We start from the raw sequence: 20,768 nt of genomic DNA on the forward strand, positions 1-20,768 counted from the left end.
CCGATGGCGATTGTCTCGCTCAAGAAACTGACCAAGCGTTACGGCAACATGGAGATCGTGCACGGCATCGACCTCGATGTCGCCGACCGCGAATTCATCGCGCTGGTCGGGCCGTCCGGCTGCGGCAAGTCGACCACGCTGCGCATGATCGCCGGGCTGGAAGATATCTCCGGCGGCACGATCGAGATCGGCGACCGCATCGTCAACGATCTGCCGCCGCGTTCGCGCAACATCTCGATGGTGTTCCAATCCTACGCGCTTTATCCGCACATGACGGTCTGCGAAAATCTCGGCTTCTCGCTGAAGATCGCCGGCGCGCCCAAGGAAGAGATGGACCGTCGCGTGGCCGAGGCCTCAGCCATTCTCGGCCTCGACGCGCTGCTCGAGCGCCGCCCCTCCCAGCTTTCCGGCGGCCAGCGCCAGCGCGTCGCCATGGGCCGCGCCATCGTGCGCGATCCGGACGTCTTCCTGTTCGACGAGCCGCTCAGCAACCTCGACGCCAAGCTACGCACGCAGATGCGCACCGAGATCAAGAAGCTGCACGCCAAGGTGAAGTCCACGGTTATCTACGTAACCCACGACCAGGTCGAGGCGATGACGCTCGCCGACCGCATCGTCATCATGCGGGACGGCAACATCGAGCAGGTCGGCACGCCGGACGAGGTCTTCCAGCGGCCGGCGACACGCTTCGTGGCGGGCTTCATCGGCTCGCCGCCGATGAACCTGCAGGAGGCGACCGTGGACGACGGCAAGATCGTCTTTTCCGGCGGACAGAGCCTGCCGCTGCCAGGCCGCTTCAAGGCCAAGGTGAACGCCGGCGACAAGGTAGTGTTCGGCCTGCGTCCCGACGACCTCTACCCCGTGGGCCACGGCCTGCATTCGGGCGATGCCGCTGACGTCCACGAGATCGAGCTGCCGGTGACGGTGACCGAGCCGCTCGGCAACGAGACGCTGGTGTTCGCCGAGTTCGACCGCCGCGACTGGGTTTCGCGGATGCTGAACCCGAGGCCATTGAGGGCGGGCGATCGCGTGGCGATGAGCTTCGACCTGTCGCAGGCGCATCTCTTTTCCGCGGAAACCGGCAAATCCTTGAGGGCCTGACGATGGCGAAGATCGAGAAAGTCGAGCTTGCAATGGTCGATCTGGTGCCGAAGGTGAAGCGCACCGACGCCATCCAGAGTTTCGTCAGCCAGGAGACGCCGATCATCACCATCACCGACGCCGACGGCGCGGTCGGCATGGGTTACAGCTACACGATCGGCACCGGCGGCTCTTCGGTGATGCGGCTTCTGGCCGACCACCTCGCGCCCCGCCTGATCGGTGAGGATGCCGACCGGATCGAGGCGATCTGGCACGATCTCGAATTCGCCACGCACGCCACCACCATCGGCGCCATCACGGCCATCGCGCTCGCCGCCATCGACACTGCGCTCTGGGACCTTCGGGCGAAGAAGCAGAAGCTGCCGCTCTGGAAGCTCGCGGGCGGCGCCAAGGACCGCTGTCCGCTTTACACCACCGAAGGCGGCTGGCTGCACATCGAGACTGAAGCGCTTGTCGAAGATGCGCTGGCCGCCAAGGCGAAAGGCTTCACCGGCTCGAAGGTCAAGATCGGCAAGCCGCACGGCGCCGAGGATTTTGCCCGGTTGTCGGCCGTGCGCAAGGCGGTCGGCGACGGCTATGAGATCATGACCGACTGCAACCAGGGTTTTACCGTCGACGAAGCCATCCGGCGCGCCGAGCGGCTGCGCGATCTCGATCTCGCCTGGATCGAGGAACCGCTGCCGGCCGACGACATAGACGGCCATGTGCGGCTATCGAATTCGACGGCGACGCCTATCGCCGTCGGCGAGTCGCTCTATTCGATCCGCCATTTCCGCGAACATATGCAGAAGGGCGGCTGCAGCATCGTCCAGGTCGATGTCGGCCGCATCGGCGGCATCACGCCTTGGCTGAAGGTGGCGCATATGGCGGAAGCCTTCGACATGCCGATCTGCCCGCATTTCCTGATGGAACTGCATGTCAGCCTGGCCTGCGCGGTGCCGAACGGCAAATATGTGGAATACATCCCGCAGCTGGATGAGTTGACGGGCAAGAAGATGGTGATCGAAAACGGCCACGCCCTGGCGCCGGACGAGCCGGGCCTCGGCATCGACTGGGATTTCGATGCGATCAAGGCGCTGAGCGTCGTCGAATTCAGCGTCACCGTCACGGAGCGGAGGAACTGAGAATGCAGCGAATGGGCATGGTGCTTGGCCTGAAGCCGGAAAAGATCGAGGAATACGTGCGCCTGCACGCCGCCGTCTGGCCGGACGTGCTCGAGATGATCTCCGCCTGCAACATCAAGAACTACTCGATCTACCTCAAGCGGCCGGAGAACCTGCTGTTCTCCTATTTCGAGTATCACGGCACCGACTATGCCGCCGACATGGCCAAGATGGCCGCCGATCCGAAGACCCAGGAATGGTGGTCGGTCTGCATGCCATGCCAGGAACCCTTGCCGACAAGGCAGGAGGGCGAGTGGTGGGCGACGATGGATGAAGTCTTCCACCATGACTGATGCCTTCGATCCCGCCTCGCTGGCGCAATCCTGGCCGATGCCTGCAAAGCCGCGTCCGATCGTCACCTTCGGCGCCGGCTCGATCGTCGGCGATGCGCATTTCCCGGCCTATCGCAAGGCTGGTTTTCCAGTGGTGGGTCTCTACGATCCGGACCAGGCCAAGGCTCGGAAACTGGCCGAACAATGGGGCGTGACGGCATTCGGCTCGGTGGACGAAGCGGCCGCCGTCAAGGATGCGATCTTCGATCTCGCAACGCCGCCCGGCCGGCACGCCGAGGTGCTGAAGGCCCTGCCCGACGACGCGGTCGCATTGATCCAGAAGCCGATGGGCAACTACCTTGGCGAGGCAACCGAGATCCTTGAAATCTGTCGCACCAAGAAGCTCAAGGCTGCAGTGAATTTCCAGCTTCGCTTCGCGCCGATGATGCTGGCGCTGAAGGACGCGATCGCCAAGGGCTGGCTTGGCGAGGTCGTCGACTTCGATGCCTGGCTGGCGCTCGCAACGCCGTGGCAGCTCTGGGAATTCCTGCTTACGGCGCCGCGTGTCGAGATCGCCATGCATTCGATCCACTATCTCGACGTGATCCGGCAGCTTCTCGGCGACCCGAAGGGCGTGCATGCCAAGACGCTCGGCCATCCCAATCACAAGGTCGCGCAGACCCGTACCAGCGCCATCCTCGACTATGGCGACACGGTGCGCTGCGCGCTCTCGATCAACCACGATCATAAGTTCGGACGCCGGCATCAGGCCTGCGATTTCCGTATCTGCGGCACCGAGGGCGCCGCCTACGTCAGGCTTGGCCTCAATCTCGACTATCCGCGCGGCGAGCCCGACGTGCTGGAAATCCACCCTAAAGGCGGCTCCGATTGGGTCGCCGTGCCGCTCACCGGCGAATGGTTCCCCGACGCCTTTGTCGGACGCATGGCCAATGTGCAGCGCTTCGCCTCCGGGGAAGACAAAAAGCTGGTCAGTTCAGTCGAAGATGCCTGGAACACCATGGCCCTGGTGGAAGCCGCCTATCGTTCGAGCGCCGCGCCGGCAACGCCGCTCACCGCAAAACCGTAAGGAACGGCATGGAACAGGTCACCTATTTCGAGGATTACGAGATCGGCTCGTCGCGGCTGACCAGCGGCCGCACCATCACCGAGACGGACTTCGTCGTCCATGCCGGCCACACCGGCGATTTCTTTCCGCACCACATGGACGCCGAGTTCATGAAGACGACGCCCTTCGGCCAACGCATCGCGCATGGCACGCTGGTGTTCTCGGTCGGCGTCGGCCTGACCGCGAGCGTCATCAATCCGGTCGCCTTCTCCTACGGTTATGACAGGCTGCGCTTCATCAGGCCGGTCTTCATCGGCGACACGATCCGCACGCGCACGACGATCGCCGCGAAGGAAGACGATCCGAAGCGGCCGGCCTCCGGGCGCGTCATCGAACGCGTCGAGGTTTTGAACCAGCGCGACGAAGTCGTGCTGGCCGCCGATCACATCTATATCGTCGAGCGGCGCCCCCGGCTCGGCTGAAGATGGAGACAAAACAACATGGCTGATCTGACAGGCAAGGTGGTGGTCGTAACGGCCGCTGCGCAAGGCATCGGTCGGGCTAGCGCGTTGGCTTTCGCCAAGGCTGGCGCGATCGTCCACGCCACCGACATAAATGAAGCGGCGCTGGCCGAGCTCGGCAACACCTCGGTCATCAAGACTCGCAAGCTCGACGTGCTGAACGACGGCGCCGTGCAGGCCGCCTTCGCCAAAATCGGCCGCATCGATGTGCTTTTCAACTGCGCCGGCTTCGTCCACTCCGGCTCGATCCTCGACATGAAGGACGAGGACCTCGACTTTGCCTTCAACCTCAATGTGCGCGCCATGATCCGCACTATCCGCGCCGTGCTGCCCGGCATGCTGGAGCGCGGCGATGGTTCGATCATAAACATGGCATCGGTCGCCGGCGCCCCGAAAGGCGTGCCCAACCGCTTCGCCTATGGCGTGACCAAGGCGGCCGTGATCGGGCTGACCAAATCGATCGCCGCCGACTATGTCGGTAAAGGCATTCGCTGCAACGCGATCTGCCCCGGCACGGTGGAGAGCCCCTCGCTCGAAAGCCGCATGCGGGCGCAAGGCGACTATGAGGCCGCCCGTGCCGCCTTCATCGCCCGCCAGCCGATGGGAAGGTTGGGCACGGCGGAGGAGATCGCCGATCTTGCCGTCTATCTCGCCGGCGCCACCTATACGACCGGGCAGGCCTATAATATCGACGGCGGCTGGTCGATCTGATGAGGCACCGAGCATGACCTGCGTTACCGATCTTCGCGTCTTCGATCTGCGCTTCCCGACGTCGCAGAGCCTCGACGGGTCGGACGCGATGAATCCGGACCCCGATTATTCGGCCGCCTATGTCATCCTCGACACCGATAGCGAGGGGCTCAGCGGCCACGGGCTCACCTTCACCATCGGCCGGGGCAACGAGATCTGCTGCGCGGCGATCGAGGCGCTGCGCCATCTTGTTGTCGGGATCGACCTCGACTGGGTCAAGCAAGATCCCAGCCGCTTCTGGCATCACGTGACCGGCGACAGCCAGTTGCGCTGGATCGGCCCGGACAAGGGCGCCATGCACCTCGCCGTCGGCGCGGTTGTCAATGCGGTCTGGGATCTGTGGGCCAAGGGAGCCGGCAAGCCGGTCTGGCGCCTTGTCGCCGACATGAGCCCGGAAGAGATCGTGCGCATCGTCGACTTCCGCTATCTCACCGATGCGATCACGCCGGCCGAAGCGCTGGAGATCCTGAGGAAGGCCGAGGCCGGCAAGGCCGAGCGCATCGCCAGCCTCGAGCGCGAAGGCTATGCCTGCTATACCACATCGGCCGGCTGGCTCGGCTATCCCGACGGCAAGCTGAGGCGCCTCTGCCAGGAAGCAGTCGACGAGGGGTTCAATCACATCAAGCTGAAGGTGGGCCGCGACCGCGCCGACGACATCCGCCGTCTCAGGATCGCCCGCGAGGTGATCGGTCCGGACCGTTACCTGATGATCGACGCGAACCAGGTCTGGGAGGTCGACCAGGCGATCGACTGGCTGCGCGATCTTGCCTTCGCCAAGCCCTTCTTCATCGAGGAGCCGACCAGCCCGGACGATGTCGCCGGCCATGCCAAGATCCGCAAGGCGGTGGCGCCGATCAAGGTTGCGACCGGCGAGATGTGCCAGAACCGCATCATGTTCAAGCAGTTCATCGCCGGCGGCGCGATCGATATCGTGCAGATAGATTCCTGCCGCATGGGCGGCCTGAACGAGGTGCTGGCCGTGCTTTTGATCGCCGCCAAGTTCGGCTTGCCGGTCTGGCCGCATGCCGGCGGCGTCGGCCTGTGCGAATATGTCCAGCATCTGTCGATGATCGACTATATCGCGGTGTCGGGCACCAAGGATGGACGGGTGATCGAATATGTCGATCACCTGCACGAGCATTTCCTCGAGCCCTGTGCCATTGAGAATGCGGCGTACATGCCGCCGACGGCGCCGGGCTTCTCGATCGAGATGAAGCCGGACTCGATTGCCGCCTACCTATTCCACAGTTGAATGCGAGCCGTAACGCAGGTGGCCTTGGCGGCGTTACGGCGTCGCTTCTACCTGGCGCGCTTCAGTCAACCTCGACGGCAAGCACCGCAACACAATCGCCGGCCTTGACCAGGCCGGGGAAATGGCGCGCGGCCAGGAGCCCTGACATCCTGGCCTTGATCTCCTGGGGCGCGGTGCCGGTGCGACCGGTCGAATGGATGCGCGCCACGACCTGGCCTTCCTCCACCTTCTCGCCGAGATCGATCATGGTCTCGATCATGCCCTCGTCCTCGGCAAACGCAAAGCAGTCCCCCGAGGGCATGTCGAGCCATTGAGTTCGATTTTTCTCGATAGCACCATCAACGATGCCGGCATGGCGAAGCACATTGAGGATGCCACGGCGAGCGATGCGCACCGTCTCGGCCCGGGCCGTGCCGCCACCGCCGAGCTCGGTAGTGACGAAGACCTTGCCCATCTTCTCGGCCGCGGTGTCATACATGCCAACGGTATCGATCTCGGTCATGCGCATCGAGAACGGAGCCGAGAAGGCTTCGACCGCGGCGACGGCCTCTTTCTCCTGTTCCTTGTCCGGCAGCGTATGCGCGGCGCAGAACGGCACGAAGTCCAGCGTCTTTCCGCCGGAGTGGAAGTCGAACACGATGTCCGCCCGCGGCAACAATTCGCGCTGGAAATAGTCGGCAATCTTTTCCGTCACGGTACCGTCCGGCCGGCCGGGAAAGCTGCGGTTCATGTTGCCCTTGTCGATCGGCGAGGTGCGGCTGCCGGCGCGGAACGCCGGATAGTTCATCGCCGGCACGATGATGACGGTGCCGGTGACATCCTTCGGGTCGAGCGTGCGAGCGAGCTCGTAGAGCGCCAGCGGGCCTTCATATTCGTCGCCGTGATTTCCCCCGGTAAGCAGCGCCGTCTGCCCGTTGCCGTTGCGGACGATACAGATCGGAATCATCACCGAGCCCCAGGCGGAATCGTCGCGGCTGTAAGGCAGGCGCAGAAAGCCGTGCTGGACACCGTCGCGCTCGAAATCGACGGTCGGCGTTATCGGCGATGGAGGCAGAGCTGGCATAGGCCTCAATCCTTCACGAACAGTTTGCGCGGCACATTGGCCAGGCACTCGACGCCGGTCTCGGTGATCAGGATCGATTCGGTGATTTCAAGTCCCATTGTCTCGAGCCACAGACCCGTCATGAAATGGAAGGTCATGCCGGGCTTGAGCTCGGTGCGATCGCCGGGGCGCAGGCTCATCGTGCACTCGCCCCAATCCGGCGGATAGGAAAGACCGATCGAGTAGCCGGTGCGGTTGTCCTTGACGATGCCGTACTCCTTCAGCACGGCGAAGAAGGCATTGGCGATGTCCTCGCAGACATTGCCCGGCTTGGCGGCCGCAAGGCCCGCCTCCATGCCCTCTAGCGTCGCCTTCTCGGCGTCGAGAAAGGCCTGCGTCGGCTTGCCGAGGAAGACGGTGCGCGACAGCGGGCAGTGGTAGCGATTGTAGCAGCCGGCGATCTCGAAGAAGGTGCCCTCGCCCGCCTTCATCGGCTGGTCGTCCCAGGTGAGATGCGGCGCCGAGGCGTCGGCGCCCGATGGCAAGAGCGGCACGATCGCCGGATAGTCGCCGCCGATGCCCTCAACGCCGCGCGTGCCGGCATCATAGATCTCGGCGACCAGATCGCATTTGCGCATGCCGACCTCGATCTTGTCGACGATGCGCTGATGCATGGCCTCGACGATGCGGGCGGCCTTGCGCATGAAGTCGACCTCGGTCGGGCTCTTCACCGCGCGCTGCCAATTGACCAGCGCGGTGGCGTCGAGGAAGCGGGCGTTGGGCAGGTGCTTCTGCAGCGAGGCGAAGGCAGCCGCCGAGAACCAATAATTGTCCATCTCGACGCCGATGGTCAGCTTGTCCCAGCGGCGATCGGCAAGCACGCTGGCGAGATAGTCCATCGGGTGCCGCTCGGTCGACTGCACGTAGTGGTCGGCGTAGCCAATGATGTTGTCATGCGCGAGATAGGCGGTGCGCTTGGCGCCGTTGGCGTCCTGGCCGCGGCCATACCAGACCGGCTCGCCCGAAGGCGGCACGATGACCGCCTGATGCACATAGAAGGACCAGCCGTCATAGCCGGTCAGCCACGCCATGTTGGACGGATCGCTGACGATCAGCAGATCGACCCCCTTGGCCTCCATGGCTTTCCGCGTCTTTGCCAGGCGATCGGCAAATTCGCCCCGCGAGAATTTCAGGTTCGGCTGCATTTTGTTGGTCCTCGTTTGTTGGGCCTCGCGGCCATATTCAGCTTTCGAAAATCGTTCCCGTCTTCGCCGCCCCAGCGCGGTCGCGGGCTAAGGTGGCGATCGCGGTGTCCTGCACGCCGGTGCCGGTGAGATCCGCGATGGTGATGTCGCCGGCCGATCGTCGTCCGTGCTTTTTCCCGGCGATGACCTGGCCGAGCTCAGTGACTTCCGCGTCGGCCGCCATCGCCCCTGCCTCGATGGCGTGGTGAAGCTCGCCCAAGCGCCGCGTCTGCTTCGCGCTGTCTGCGACATAGAGATCTGCCAGGCGAAGGATCGCCGGCGCGATCTCGTTCTTGTGCTCGGCATCCGAGCCCATCGCGGTGATGTGCTGGCCGGCCGAGACGAACCCGGCCTTGATCAGCGGCTCGGTCGAAGGCGTGGTGGTGACGATGATGTCGGCGCCCGCTGCCGCCCTCGCCGCATCCGGCTCGGCACGCACCATGATGCCCAGTCTCTCGCGCAAGCGGGCCGCGGTCGCCTCGGCCTTGGCCGCATCGCGCGCCCAGACGCGCGCCTCCGCGATCGGCCTGACGAGGCGCAGCGCTTCCAATTGCAGGCCGGCCTGCAAGCCGGCGCCGAAGATCGCCGCTATGCTGGAGTCTTCGCGCGACAGATGCTTGGCCGCGACCGCGCCGGCTGCGGCGGTGCGCACATCGGTCAGATAGCCATTGTCGAGCAGCAGCGCCTCGACCACACCGGTCTTGGCCGAAAGCAGCACCATCATGCCGCCGCCGCTCGGCAGGCCGAGCTTCGGATTGTCGAAGAAGCCGGAGCTTATCTTGACGGCGAAGCCATCTATGCCGGGCACGTACGCGGACTTCACGTCGACCTCGCCGCGATGCTCGTGAATGTCAAGCCTCAAGATCGGCGGCATCGCCACCGGCATTGTCGCCAAAGCCCGAAACGCGTTCTCGACGCAGGCGACCGCATCCAGATCGAGCGTCACGATCTTGCGCAGCTCGGCTTCGGTGAGGATGGTCATGCGGCTCATGTGGGGCGCTCCGTCAGTGCAGCGTTGCCGCAGACGATGCGGCGATGCACGCTCATGTCGATGTTGCGGCCAGACAGGATGGCCACCACCGGTCCTTTCGCAGTGACCTTCCCAGCAAGCAGCGCGCCGATGCCGACCGCGCCCGCGCCTTCGACGATCTCGCGCTCTTCCTCATAGGCATGCCGAATGCCGGCGGCGATCTCGTCCTCGGAAAGCAGGATGACGTCGTCGAGCAGCTCACGGCACATGGCAAAGGTCAGCCGGTTATCGAGGCCGATGCCGCCGCCCAGCGAGTCCGCAAGCGTCGGCAATTCCTCGACCTGCACGGGGCGGCCGGCATCGAGACTCGCCTTCATCGCGGCACCGCGCGCCATCGAGACGCCGACGACTTTGGTGGCCGGGCTCACCCCCTTGACCGCCGCGGCAACGCCGGCTGCCAGGCCGCCGCCGGAGAGCGGCACCAGCACGCTTGCTGCGTCCCGAACCTGCTCCATGATCTCCAGCCCCAACGTGCCCTGCCCAGCGACGATGTCGGCATGGTCGAAGGGCGGCAGCATGACCAGCCTCTCCTCCGCTACCAGCCTGTCCACCTCCTGCTGGGCATCGTCCTGGCTGTTGCCGACGATGCGAATATCCGCGCCGAGCCGGCGGATTGCATCGACCTTGTTCTCGGGCACCAGCCTCGACATGCAGATCACCGCGCGCATGCCCTCGAGCTTCGCCGCATGGGCCAGCGCGCGGCCGTGATTGCCGGTCGATGCCGCGACCACCCCGCGCAATCTTTCTCGCGGACTCAACGCGGCGATCGCGTTTGACGCGCCGCGCAGCTTGAACGCGCCGGTCGTCTGGTGATGTTCCAGCTTGAGGTGAACGGGATGTCCCGCCCGATCCGAGAGGCTTTGCGACAACACAGTCGGCGTCCACTCGACCTTTCCGGCAATGCGTTCGCGCGCAGCGCGGATATGCTGAAGCGTGACTTCCGTTTTGGTCATTGGCATGCCCGCTCACCGGGCCAATGGCTTCGTCATCAGCCGGCCGAACTGCGGCCGCGCCGTGTCGTCCCCGCAAAGCCGCAGGCAGTTCCAGGCGCTCGCCTGGTTGCTGGTGACGACCGGGCGGCCGATTGCCTCCTCCATGCCTGGAACGGCGAGCGCCGCGCGTAGCGCGGTGCATGAAACGAACAGCGCATCTGCCTGCGCATGCGTCGCCTTGCGCGCCAGATCGACGAGCGAGGTAGGCTCGATGCGTGCCATCTCCCGATCGTCCTCGAAGCCGAGGCAGGTGACGCTCTCGATGTCGAAGCCGTGCGCGGCGAAATAGGCGGCCATCGGCCGGCTGGTCTCGACAGTGTAAGGGGTGAGAATGCTGATCCGCTTCACGCCGAAAGCGTTGAGGCCGCGCACACCGGCCATGGGCGGCGTGACCACGGGAACATTCGGCTTGGCCGCCTGGATCGCCTGCTCGATCTCGGCGTCGCCGATCACCACGGAAGCAGACGTGCAGGAATAGCAGACGGCATCGAGCGTCTCGTCCGGCAGGATCAGTGCCGCGCCCGTCGAAAGCGAGGGCTGCATCTTGCGCAGATTGTCCGGCGTCGTCGGATTGGCGTAGGGGATGCGCGCGACATAGACGCCGATCCGCTCGCTCGCCACCATGCGGCGGAAGTCGACCTCGCTGGTATGATCGGTGGCCAAAGCAATCAGCCCGACGCGCTTTTCGAGCGGGCGCGCATCGAGGGCGGGCCGGGTCGATGCCAGCTCGACTTCGGGCAACGGTTTCATGACTTTCATCTCTCGATCCTGCCGTAACGACGCTCCAGCCAGCGCAACAGCACGACGGAGCAGAGGCTGATGACGAGGAAGAAGGCGCCAACCAGCGTCATCGGCTCGATGTAGCGGTAATAGGTATTGGCGACGCTCTTGGCTTGGTTCATCAGCTCCAGCACGGTGATCGCCGAAAGCAGCGGTGTCTCCTTGAACATGGCGATGAAGTAGTTGGCCAAGGCCGGGATCATCGGCGGGATCGCCTGCGGCAGGATGACATGCGTCCAGGTGTGGCGCCCGTTAAGATTGCAGGCCTTGGCGGCCTCCCACTGGCCGCGCGGCACATTGTCGATACCGGCGCGATAGACCTCGGCCGTATAGGTGCCGTAGTGCAGTCCAAGCCCGATGACGCCCGCCACCAGGGGCGGCAGCAGGATGCCGATATCGGGCAGCACGTAGAAGATGAAATAGAGCTGCACCAGAAGCGGCGTGCCGCGGATGAATTCGGCGAACCAGCCGACGCTGCGCGACACCGTGCGGTTAGGCGAGCGCCGCGCCAGCGCGATCGCCAGGCCGACGATCCCGGCCAGGATCGAGCCGAGCACGGTCGCCAGGATCGTGATCTTCACCCCCTGGATCAGGGTCGGCATGATCTCCCAGACAAAGTTCCAATCCCATTCCATCAGTGGGCCCATTCCATCAGACACGCACTCCGTCGAGACCGCGCGCCATGCGGCGCTCCAGCGAGCGCACGCCGCAGGAGATGATCAGCGCGAGCGCGAAATAGATGACGAGAACTGAGAGGAAGGGCATTAGCGTGCTGCCCGTCTGCGAGCGCACCACTTGCGCCTGGAAGGTGAGATCGGCAAGCGAGATCAGCGATACCACCGAAGTCGCCTTGAGCAGCTCGATCGCATTGTTGCCGAAGGTTGGCAGCATGATGAGCAGCGCCTGCGGCAGGATGACGTGGCGCATGCCTTGCCAGCGGCCGAGATTGAGTGCCGTGCAGGCCTCATATTGCTCACGGCCGATCGACAGGATGGCGCCGCGCACGACTTCCGCCGCATAGGCCCCGACATTGAGCCCCAGCGCCAGCACGCCGGCCTGCAAAGGCGTCAGCGACAGACCGGCGAAGGGCAGCACGAAATAGGCCCAGAACAGCTGCACGAAGATCGAGGTGCCGCGGAAGAACTCGATATAGGTCGTGGCAATCGCGCGCACGATGAAGAAGCGCGACACACGTCCCATGCCGGCGAGAAAGGCCATGACGAGCGCAAGCACCGACCCCATCAGCGTCAGCTCGATGGTGACAAGCGCTCCCTGCAATATCAGGCCGAGATAGCCGGACCACTGGGTCATTGAGTTTCAAATTTTCCTAACGTTTGCAGTCGTTGCGAGAGGCTGCGACAGCCTTGTCCCCGCCCACGGGAGAAGATGCCGTCAGGCAGATGAGGGGCAGCGCTGACCTTGAAATGCTGGCGCGCCGCCCCTCATCCGGCTCTTCGAGCGACCTTCTCGCCGCGCAAGCGGGAAGAAGGGAGATTACTTCGCCACGCAGAGCTTCTCGCGCGTCGTCGACATCGCCGCCTTGGCCGAGAAGCCGTAGGGCTCGATGATCTTGGCGAACTCGCCGGACTTCTTCATCTTGGCGAGCTCGACGTCATAGGCATCGCGCAGCGCCTCGTCGCCCTTCTTGAAGGCGGCGCCGTCGCAATAGACCGGCGCGCCCTGCACCGGCGCGATCACTTCGAGGTTCGGATCGTTGGCCTTCTTGATGAGGTCGTTGATCGACAGTACGGGCAGCGAATAGGCGTCGATGCGGCCGTCCTGGACCATCTTCAGACCGCTCTGGCCGTCCGGCACGACGATGACGCGGTCGCGCGGCACGCCGGCATTGAGCGCCAGCTTCTCCTCGGTGCCGCCGCCCGGCGCGCCGATAGTGGCCGACGTGTCCTTGGCGACGTCCTCATAGCTCTTGAAGCCCTTGGGGTTGCCCTTCTTCACCAGCATCGCTTCCGCATCGCACAGCACCGGCTCGGAATAGGCGACAGCCGCGCAGCGCTCGGGCTTCATGAACAGGCCGGCGGTGACGACATCGAAGCGGCCGGCCTGCAGACCGGGGATCATGGCGCCATATTCGGAGATGGAGGCGACGATATCGTTGACGCCGAGGCGCTTGAAGATCTCGCGCGCTACGTCGGGTGCGGCGCCCGAGACCTTGCCGTCCGCGGCGACCGCGGTGTAGGGCGGCTCGTTGGCAATGGCGACGCGGGCGAAGCCCTGCTGCTTGAGCTGCTCGAGCTTTGCGTCGTCTGCTGAACGCGCGCCGGAGGCGAGCAGCATGGTGCTTACGGCGAGACCGGCGACGCCAGCCAGGATGCCAAGTTTCTTCATCGTTCCCAACTCCTTGTTTCTCTTCTTGGTTCGCTCGGTTCGGATGGCGTACTTGCCACCCGTTTCTGGCTTTCGGGACGGCTTCGCCGCCCTGGCATGGCGGTCAGACGCGATGTCCGGCCGCGATGATCTTCTTCAGGAAGCCCTGCGTGCGTTCCTGCTTGGGATGGCGGAAAATCTCATCGGGCTTGCCCTCCTCGACGATCCTGCCGCGATCGAAGAACAGCACGCGATCGGCGAAGTCGTGGGCAAAGCCCATCTCATGAGTGACGAGCAGCATCGTCATGTCGGTTTCGGCGGCCAGCTTACGCATGACGTTGAGCACCTCCTCGACCAACTCGGGGTCGAGCGCCGAGGTGACCTCGTCGAACAGCATGATCTTGGGCGACAGCGCCAGCGCGCGGGCGATCGCGACGCGCTGCTTCTGGCCGCCGGAAAGCTGTGCCGGCATGCTCTTGGCTTTATCGGCGAGGCCCACCATGTCGAGCAGCTCCATCGCCCGTTTTTCGGCGGCGGCTCGCGCCACGCCCTTGGTCAGCATGGGTGCCAGCGTGATGTTGTCCATGACGCATTTGTGCGGGAACAGATTGAAGAGCTGGAAGACCATGCCGATCTTCTGGCGCATCTTGGCCAGGTGCCGCTCGTCAGCCGGCACCAGCTGGCCGTTGCGCTCCATGTGATAGAGCTGCTCGCCGTCGATCTGGATATGGCCGCCGTCGATCTTTTCCAGCGTCATCAGGATGCGCAGGATCGTCGTCTTGCCCGATCCGGATGGGCCGATCAGCGCCAGCTTCTCGCCTGGCATGACCTGCATCGACAGGCCGTCGAGCACCTTGAAGGCGCCGAAGCTTTTCGAAATGGCGTCGACCTTGATGATGGGCGCGGGCAATCCATTTCCCCGTTCTAAAGCGGCCTATGGTCCTAACGATGCGAAACGCGCTAAATCATGTCAATTAGGAAAATAATATCATGACAATTTTTCGAGCGCTGCACAATTTCGGGGCAATTGGCGCTCCGCATTTGCATCAGATGGCGAGCAGAAGATGCTCCGGATCGCCCAGCAGGAGCTTGGCGACAACGCTCAAGCCCGCGCGCAGTTCCCCTTCGGTGGTCGAGCCGAGCGAGATGCGCACGGCCGGGTGCCACGGCGTGTCGGCGATGCGGAACGACGTGCCCGGGGCAATCGCCACGCCGCGCAGGCGCGCCTGCGCAACGAAGCTTTCCTCGGCGCGGTCGCCCGGCAATTCGAGCCACAGATGCAGCCCGTCGCGATGGGAGCGATAGTCGACACCGGCCAGCATTTCGGCTGCGATTTCCTGCCGGCGTCTCAGCGCCCCGCGCTGCCAGTTGACCAACTCAAAAGCCGTGCCGTCGTTCACCCACCGCGTCGCGATTTCCGCCACCATTGGCGTCGCCATCCAGTTCGAGACGAGATGGCGGTTGGCGACGGCCGCGACATAGCGGTCGGGCACCGCGAGATAGCCGATGCGCAGGCCGGGCACGGTGATCTTGGTGAAGGAGGTGACGTAGAGCGTCCGCTCGGGCGCGAAGGCGGCAACCGCCGGAGGCCGGCCTTCGACGAGCGGCCCGAGCACGTCGTTCTCGATGATGGCGATGTCATGTTTGCGCGCGACCGCGGCGATCTGCTCGCGCCGGCTGGCGTCCATCAAGCTCGCCGTCGGGTTGATGACCGAAGGCTGGACGAAAACGGCGCGAATGTCGGAGAGACGGCAGGCCTCGTCCAACGCTTCCGGGATCAGGCCGTTGTCGTCGATCGGCAGGCCTTCGAGATTGAAGCCGAGATAGCGGGCGAGCGGCACCAGCGTGTGGTGGCCGATCGCCTCGGTGGCGACCGTCGAGCCGGGCGGTGCGACGCTCATCAGCGCTACCGTCATGCCGGCGGTGGCGCCGTTGGTGAGGCTGATGTTCTGCGGTGAGGCGTCGAGGCCGCAGAGCTTCAGCCATTCGACCGCCACCGTGCGATGACGCGGGAACACCATGTTCGGCCGGAACGACAGCGCCGAACTCGACGGCAGGTTCTCGGCCAGCCACCCCAACGCCTGCTTCAGCTTCTCCAGATGCATCGGCTCGCAGACCGGCTTCAGGATCGAGAGGTCGATGACCTCGCCCAACCGTTCCGGAAGGTAGGGCGGCTCCGGCTCGCGGCGCTGCGTCTGCACGAAGCTGCCGCGGCCGACCTCGCCGGCAATCAGACCGCGGCGGATCAGTTCCTCATAGGCGCGGCTGACCGTCTGGACCGAAAGTTTCAGGTCGTCGGCAAGCCGCCGGTGCGTCGGCAGTCGCGCGCCATTGGCGAGCTTTCCGTCATGGATGGCGCGCGCGAACTGATCGGCCAGCGAGAGGTAGGCCGGGCGGCGGATGAGCGCAGGATCTGGCTGCCATAATGTCATGACTTTATTAGAGATCGAAATCAGTGCAATTGACAATCGAAATAATGCATCGTCATGGTGGCCGGAACAAAAAGCGGGGCCGGCATGGCGGCAGCGAAACTCGATCCGATCGACCTCAAGATCCTCGACGCCATCCAGCGCGACGGGCGCATCACCAAGCTGGCGCTGGCCGAGAAGGTCGGCCTGTCGCCGACGCCTTGCTGGATGCGGCTGCGCAAGCTGGAAAAGGCTGGCATCGTCTCCGGCTACCACGCCGCAATCGCCATGCGCGCGATCGCGCCGGTGGCGACCGTGCTGATGGAGGTGACATTGGCCAGCCACCGGCAAGCCGATTTCGACCGTTTCGAGCGGGTCATCCGCGACGTGCCCGAGATCGTCGCCTGCTGGTCGGTCGGCGGCGGCGTCGACTATGTGGTGAAAGTGATGGCGCGGGACATCGACGCCTATCAGCGGCTGGTCGACGCCCTGCTGGAACGCGAGATCGGCATCGACCGCTACTTCACCTACATCGTCACCAAGACGGTGAAGGAGGAGTCCGTGGTGCCTGTCGCCGACCTGTTGCCAGGCTGAAGCCGGAGAGATCGTCTGGCCCGGCGGGCGATGAGAGACAATCTCTCTCCTGGCGGCTGACGAAAAAGCCTCTCTGTCTCGGTCGCGCGGCTAATCTCTCCGCATCGCCTTGGCACCGGGAGACAAACGATGTCCGCGCATTTTGCACGCCCACACCGCCACGAAGCACTGGATCGTCTCGCCGATCACCGGCTGCTGCGCCATCTCGGCTATATCGGGGGACATTGGACGGCCGGCGACTCGGCCGCGAGCTTCGCAGTCACTGATCCGGCCACCGGCGCCACAGTCGCCTTCGTTGCCGCGCTCGGCGCAAGCCAAACGGCGGAGGCTGTCGGCGCTGCAGCGCGTGCCCTGCCGGCCTGGCGCTCGGCGCTGCCGCAGGAGCGCGCCGGAATCTTGCGAAAATGGTTCGAGCTGATCATCGCCGCCAAGGACGACCTGGCGCTGCTGATGACGCTTGAACAGGGCAAGCCGTTAAAGGAATCGGTGGGCGAGATCGACTACGCCGCCTCCTTCGTCGAGTGGTATGCCGAGGAAGCAAAGCGCCTCAATGCCGAAAGCGTCACCAGCCATCTGCCGAATGCTCAGATGACCGTTCGCCGCGAGCCGCTCGGCGTCGTCGGCGTCGTCACCCCATGGAACTTTCCGTCGGCCATGCTCACCCGCAAGGCCGCTGCGGCGCTTGCCGCCGGCTGCACCGTGGTGGCGCATCCGTCCTCGGAAACGCCGCTTTCGGCGCTGGCGCTGGCCGAGCTCGGCGAGCGTGCCGGTCTGCCCGCCGGCGTCTTCAACGTTGTCACCGGGGATGCGCGCACCATCGTCGGCGCGATGTGCGCTGACGCCCGGGTGCGCGCCATGAGCTTCACCGGTTCGACCGACGTCGGCCGGCTGATTGCCGCGCAGAGCGCGCCGACGATGAAGCGACTGGTCATGGAGCTCGGCGGCCATGCGCCGCTGATCGTCTTCGGTGATGCCGATATCGAAAAGGCGGTGACGATCGCCCTCGACGCCAAATTCGCCACCTCCGGCCAGGATTGTCTTGCCGCCAACCGCATCTATGTGCAGCGCCAGATCTATGACCGCTTCTGCGCCGCCCTCGCCCGTCGCATCGAGCGTCTGCGCACCGGCAACGGGCTTTCACCCGACGCCGATATCGGCCCGCTGATGCATGAGCGCGCCCTCAAGAAGGTGGAGGAGCAGGTCGCAGACGCGCTGGCTCGCGGCGCGCGCTGCCTCATCGGCGGCAAGCGCCATGCGGCCGGGCCGCTGTTCTATCAGCCAACGCTGCTCGTCGATGTGCCGGACCAGGCGCTGATCATGCATGAGGAAACCTTCGGCCCGGTCGCCGCCGTCACCCCGTTCGACGAGGAAGCGGAAGTCGTCGCCCGCGCCAACGCTACCGAATATGGTCTCGTCGCCTATGTCGTGACCGAGAACGGCGCGCGCCAGGCGCGCATGGGTCGCGCGCTGGAATACGGTATGGTCGCGATCAACCGGGTGAAGATCACCGGCGCGCCGATCCCGTTCGGCGGAGTCAAGCAGTCCGGCATCGGCCGCGAAGGCTCGCGCCATGGCCTCGAAGCCTTCACCGATCTGAAATACCTTTGTCTGGACGTCGCCTAGCGCACGCCGGAAGAATTCCCTGCAAGGAGAAAAAAGATGCTCGAACAGTCCAACGAACTTTCGGCCTGGGATCGCGACCACTTCTTCCATCCCTCGACGCATATGGGCACGCATGCGCGGGGCGAGTCCCCGGCACGCATCATGGCCGGCGGCGAAGGCGTCACCGTCTGGGACAACACCGGCAAGAAGAGCATCGATGCCTTTGCCGGCCTCTATTGCGTCAATGTCGGCTATGGCCGCCACAAGATCGCCGATGCCATTGCCGATCAGGCCAAGAACCTCGCTTATTATCACGCCTATGTCGGGCACGGCACCGAGGCTTCGATTACGCTCGCCAAGATGATCATCGACCGCGCGCCGAAGGGCATGTCGAGGGTCTATTTCGGCCTCTCCGGCTCCGACGCCAACGAGACCAACATCAAGCTGATCTGGTACTACAACAACGTTCTCGGCCGGCCGGAGAAGAAGAAGATCATCTCGCGCTGGCGCGGCTACCACGGCTCCGGCGTCATGACAGGATCGCTGACCGGGCTCGAGCTGTTCCACAACGCCTTCGACCTGCCGCGCGCGCCGATCATGCACACCGAGGCCCCCTATTATTTCCGCCGCGCCGACCGCTCGATGAGCGAGGAGCAGTTTTCGCAATATTGCGCCGACAAGCTCGAGGAGATGATCCTTGCCGAGGGCCCGGACACGGTCGCGGCCTTTATCGGCGAGCCGATCCTCGGCACCGGCGGCATCGTGCCGGCGCCCGCCGGCTATTGGGAAAAGATCCAGGCGGTGCTGAACAAATACGACGTGCTGCTTGTGGCCGACGAGGTGGTGACCGGCTTCGGCCGTCTCGGCACCATGTTCGGCTCCGACCATTACGGCATCAAGCCGGACCTGATCACCATCGCGAAGGGCCTGACGTCTGCCTATGCGCCGCTTTCCGGCGTCATCGTCTCCGACAAGGTCTGGCAGGTGCTGGTCAGGGGTTCCGACAAGCTGGGCTCGCTGGGCCACGGCTGGACCTATTCGGCGCATCCCATCTGCGTCGCCGCGGGCGTCGCCAATCTCGAACTTATCGACGAAATGGATCTGGTCAGGAATGCCGGCGAGACCGGCGCTTATTTCCGCGCCGAGCTGGCCAAGGCCGTCGGCGGCCACAGAAACGTCGGCGAGGTCCGCGGCGACGGCATGCTGGCTGCGGTCGAGTTCGTCAGGGATCGCGACGATCGCGTCTTCTTCGATCCGGCGCTCAAAGTGGGCCCTCAGATCGCCACGACGCTCGCGGCAAGCGGCGTCATCGGCCGCGCCATGCCGCAGGGCGACATCCTCGGCTTCGCGCCGCCGCTTTGCCTGACGCGCGAGGAGGCCGACACCATCGTCGCCAAGACCGCCGACGCCGTGAACAGCGTGTTTGCCAGCCTCTGAAGCAATCCAGGAAAGGTGTGAACGGTTTTCCGTCCGGAGTTGCGTGAAAGCAAAGGAACAGACCGACATGAATGCCATGACCAGGACCGTCCCGGCCACGATGGCCGCCGTGCAACTCACCGGCCACGGCGGCCTGGAAAAACTCGTCTATCGCACCGATGTGAAGGTGCCGCCGCCGGCTGCCGGCGAGGTGCTGGTCAAGGTCAGCGCCTGCGGCATGAACAACACCGATGTCTGGGTGCGCCAGGGCGGCTACGGCACGGAGGAAGACGCGGCCGCCGTGTCGACCTGGCGCCGGCAAGGCAACACGCTGACCTTTCCGCGCATCCAGGGCACCGATACGGTGGGCTCCATCGTCGCCGTCGGTGACTGCGTACCCTCCGAGCGCATCGGCGAACGCGTCATGGTCGACTTCTCCATCTACAACCGTGACGACGATTCGCTTGCCGACATCGACTATATGGGCCACGGCCGTGACGGCGGCTATGCCGAATACCAGGCGCTGCCGGCCGAGAACGCGCATGTCGTCAATACCGATTTGAGCGATGTCGAGCTCGCCACCTTCTGCTGCGCCTATCTCACCGGCGAGCAGATGCTGGAACGTGCAGGCTTGAAGGCCGGCGAACGGGTGCTGGTCACCGGCGCCTCCGGCGGTGTCGGCTCCGGCATCGTGCAGCTGGCGCGGGCGCGGGGCGCCATTCCCTATGCCGTGGTCGGCAAGGGCAAGGAGCAAGCGGTGCTCGACATCGGCGCCGAGAAAGTGGTCACGCGCGGCGTGGCCGACCTGCCTGCCGCCGTCAACGAAGCGACCGCTGGCCAACCCATCGACGTGGTCGCCGACCTTGTCGGCGGCGCCATTTTCAATGATCTGCTGCGCATCCTGCGGCCCGAGGGACGCTACACCACCGCAGGCGCCATCGCGGGGCCGGTGGTGCAGTTGGACCTGCGCACCATGTATCTGAAGCAGCTTCAGCTGCACGGCTCGAGCCAGGGCACCAGGGCCGATTTCCGCCGCATCGTGCGCTACATCGAGGAGAAGAAGATCCGCCCGCTGGTCGGCGGCGTCTACAAGCTGTCGGACTTCCACCGCGCCCAGACCGACTTCATGGCCAAGGATTTCGTCGGCAAGCTGGTGGTGGTGCCGGACGCCATTGCCGACACGAACAAGTAGCGGCCGATGGCGGCGGTC

At 64.6% G+C, this 20,768-nt stretch carries 21 protein-coding genes; 11 read left to right on the plus strand and 10 right to left on the minus strand.

The window, feature by feature from the left end; genetic code table 11:
* Window positions 1–3 precede the first annotated feature (3 nt).
* The 7 genes from ugpC to A9K71_RS24695 are packed head-to-tail and all read left to right on the plus strand — an operon-like array spanning window position 4 to window position 6,125.
* Window positions 4–1,101: a sn-glycerol-3-phosphate ABC transporter ATP-binding protein UgpC gene (ugpC, locus tag A9K71_RS24665; protein ID WP_067002285.1), complete on the plus strand. Its 1,098-nt coding sequence runs from the start codon at window positions 4–6 to the stop codon at window positions 1,099–1,101.
* Between the two features lie 2 nt (window positions 1,102–1,103).
* Window positions 1,104–2,225: a mandelate racemase/muconate lactonizing enzyme family protein gene (locus A9K71_RS24670; RefSeq protein WP_067002287.1), complete on the plus strand. Its 1,122-nt coding sequence runs from the start codon at window positions 1,104–1,106 to the stop codon at window positions 2,223–2,225.
* Window positions 2,226–2,227: 2 nt separating this feature from the next.
* The gene (locus A9K71_RS24675; RefSeq protein ID WP_067002289.1) at window positions 2,228–2,557 is read left to right on the plus strand and encodes an L-rhamnose mutarotase; all 330 of its coding nucleotides are present in this window, start codon (window positions 2,228–2,230) and stop codon (window positions 2,555–2,557) included.
* Window positions 2,550–3,623, plus strand: coding sequence for a Gfo/Idh/MocA family oxidoreductase (locus tag A9K71_RS24680; protein WP_067002291.1), 1,074 nt, complete (start codon window positions 2,550–2,552; stop codon window positions 3,621–3,623). Before A9K71_RS24675 ends, A9K71_RS24680 begins: the two co-directional genes overlap by 8 nt.
* An 8-nt stretch (window positions 3,624–3,631) precedes the next feature.
* Complete coding sequence (locus tag A9K71_RS24685) at window positions 3,632–4,084, plus strand: MaoC/PaaZ C-terminal domain-containing protein (protein WP_067002293.1); 453 nt, start codon at window positions 3,632–3,634, stop codon at window positions 4,082–4,084.
* 18 nt (window positions 4,085–4,102) lie between these two features.
* On the plus strand, window positions 4,103–4,834 hold the full coding sequence (locus A9K71_RS24690) for an SDR family oxidoreductase (protein WP_067002295.1): 732 nt from the start codon (window positions 4,103–4,105) through the stop codon (window positions 4,832–4,834).
* 13 nt (window positions 4,835–4,847) lie between these two features.
* Window positions 4,848–6,125 carry an L-fuconate dehydratase gene (locus tag A9K71_RS24695; RefSeq protein WP_067002297.1) on the plus strand — a complete coding sequence of 426 codons (1,278 nt, stop codon included), beginning with the start codon at window positions 4,848–4,850 and terminating at the stop codon, window positions 6,123–6,125.
* A 61-nt stretch (window positions 6,126–6,186) separates the two neighbouring features.
* Here the strand turns inward: A9K71_RS24695 and doeB are convergent, their stop codons facing one another.
* The 10 genes from doeB to A9K71_RS24745 form a co-directional block, all read right to left on the minus strand.
* Complete coding sequence (gene doeB / locus A9K71_RS24700; protein ID WP_067002299.1) at window positions 6,187–7,188, minus strand: N(2)-acetyl-L-2,4-diaminobutanoate deacetylase DoeB; 1,002 nt, start codon at window positions 7,186–7,188, stop codon at window positions 6,187–6,189.
* A gap of 5 nt (window positions 7,189–7,193) precedes the next feature.
* Window positions 7,194–8,372, minus strand: coding sequence for an ectoine hydrolase DoeA (doeA, locus tag A9K71_RS24705; RefSeq protein WP_067002301.1), 1,179 nt, complete (start codon window positions 8,370–8,372; stop codon window positions 7,194–7,196).
* 37 nt (window positions 8,373–8,409) lie between these two features.
* Window positions 8,410–9,402 carry a cyclodeaminase gene (locus tag A9K71_RS24710; RefSeq protein ID WP_067002303.1) on the minus strand — a complete coding sequence of 331 codons (993 nt, stop codon included), beginning with the start codon at window positions 9,400–9,402 and terminating at the stop codon, window positions 8,410–8,412.
* Window positions 9,399–10,394 carry a hydroxyectoine utilization dehydratase EutB gene (eutB, locus tag A9K71_RS24715; protein WP_067002305.1) on the minus strand — a complete coding sequence of 332 codons (996 nt, stop codon included), beginning with the start codon at window positions 10,392–10,394 and terminating at the stop codon, window positions 9,399–9,401. Before eutB ends, A9K71_RS24710 begins: the two co-directional genes overlap by 4 nt.
* Before the next feature lie 12 nt (window positions 10,395–10,406).
* Window positions 10,407–11,183, minus strand: coding sequence for an ectoine utilization protein EutA (eutA, locus tag A9K71_RS24720; protein WP_067002723.1), 777 nt, complete (start codon window positions 11,181–11,183; stop codon window positions 10,407–10,409).
* Window positions 11,184–11,188: 5 nt separating this feature from the next.
* Window positions 11,189–11,848, minus strand: coding sequence for an ectoine/hydroxyectoine ABC transporter permease subunit EhuD (gene ehuD / locus A9K71_RS24725; protein WP_067002307.1), 660 nt, complete (start codon window positions 11,846–11,848; stop codon window positions 11,189–11,191).
* 16 nt (window positions 11,849–11,864) lie between these two features.
* Entirely contained in the window at window positions 11,865–12,524 is a 660-nt protein-coding gene (gene ehuC, locus A9K71_RS24730) for an ectoine/hydroxyectoine ABC transporter permease subunit EhuC (protein WP_067002309.1), read from the minus strand.
* 183 nt (window positions 12,525–12,707) lie between these two features.
* Window positions 12,708–13,508, minus strand: coding sequence for an ectoine/hydroxyectoine ABC transporter substrate-binding protein EhuB (gene ehuB, locus A9K71_RS24735; RefSeq protein ID WP_245299776.1), 801 nt, complete (start codon window positions 13,506–13,508; stop codon window positions 12,708–12,710).
* A 154-nt stretch (window positions 13,509–13,662) separates the two neighbouring features.
* A complete protein-coding gene (gene ehuA / locus A9K71_RS24740) occupies window positions 13,663–14,448 on the minus strand; it encodes an ectoine/hydroxyectoine ABC transporter ATP-binding protein EhuA (RefSeq protein WP_067002312.1) in 786 nt (261 codons plus the stop codon).
* Between the two features lie 136 nt (window positions 14,449–14,584).
* The gene (locus tag A9K71_RS24745; protein WP_067002314.1) at window positions 14,585–15,970 is read right to left on the minus strand and encodes a PLP-dependent aminotransferase family protein; all 1,386 of its coding nucleotides are present in this window, start codon (window positions 15,968–15,970) and stop codon (window positions 14,585–14,587) included.
* A gap of 84 nt (window positions 15,971–16,054) precedes the next feature.
* Between A9K71_RS24745 and A9K71_RS24750 the strand changes: the two genes are divergently transcribed.
* The 4 genes from A9K71_RS24750 to A9K71_RS24765 all read left to right on the plus strand — a co-directional run bounded on the left by A9K71_RS24750 (window position 16,055) and on the right by A9K71_RS24765 (window position 20,750).
* Entirely contained in the window at window positions 16,055–16,540 is a 486-nt protein-coding gene (locus A9K71_RS24750; protein ID WP_067002725.1) for an Lrp/AsnC family transcriptional regulator, read from the plus strand.
* 129 nt (window positions 16,541–16,669) lie between these two features.
* A complete protein-coding gene (locus A9K71_RS24755) occupies window positions 16,670–18,163 on the plus strand; it encodes an NAD-dependent succinate-semialdehyde dehydrogenase (RefSeq protein WP_067002316.1) in 1,494 nt (497 codons plus the stop codon).
* 36 nt (window positions 18,164–18,199) lie between these two features.
* On the plus strand, window positions 18,200–19,579 hold the full coding sequence (locus tag A9K71_RS24760) for an aspartate aminotransferase family protein (RefSeq protein WP_067002318.1): 1,380 nt from the start codon (window positions 18,200–18,202) through the stop codon (window positions 19,577–19,579).
* A gap of 67 nt (window positions 19,580–19,646) precedes the next feature.
* Window positions 19,647–20,750 (plus strand): alcohol dehydrogenase family protein, encoded by a 1,104-nt coding sequence (locus tag A9K71_RS24765; RefSeq protein ID WP_067002727.1) that lies wholly within the window; start codon window positions 19,647–19,649, stop codon window positions 20,748–20,750.
* Window positions 20,751–20,768: the final 18 nt, after the last annotated feature.

It is taken from the genome of Mesorhizobium sp. WSM3873 (assembly GCF_001672445.1).
Classification (GTDB): domain Bacteria; phylum Pseudomonadota; class Alphaproteobacteria; order Rhizobiales; family Rhizobiaceae; genus Mesorhizobium.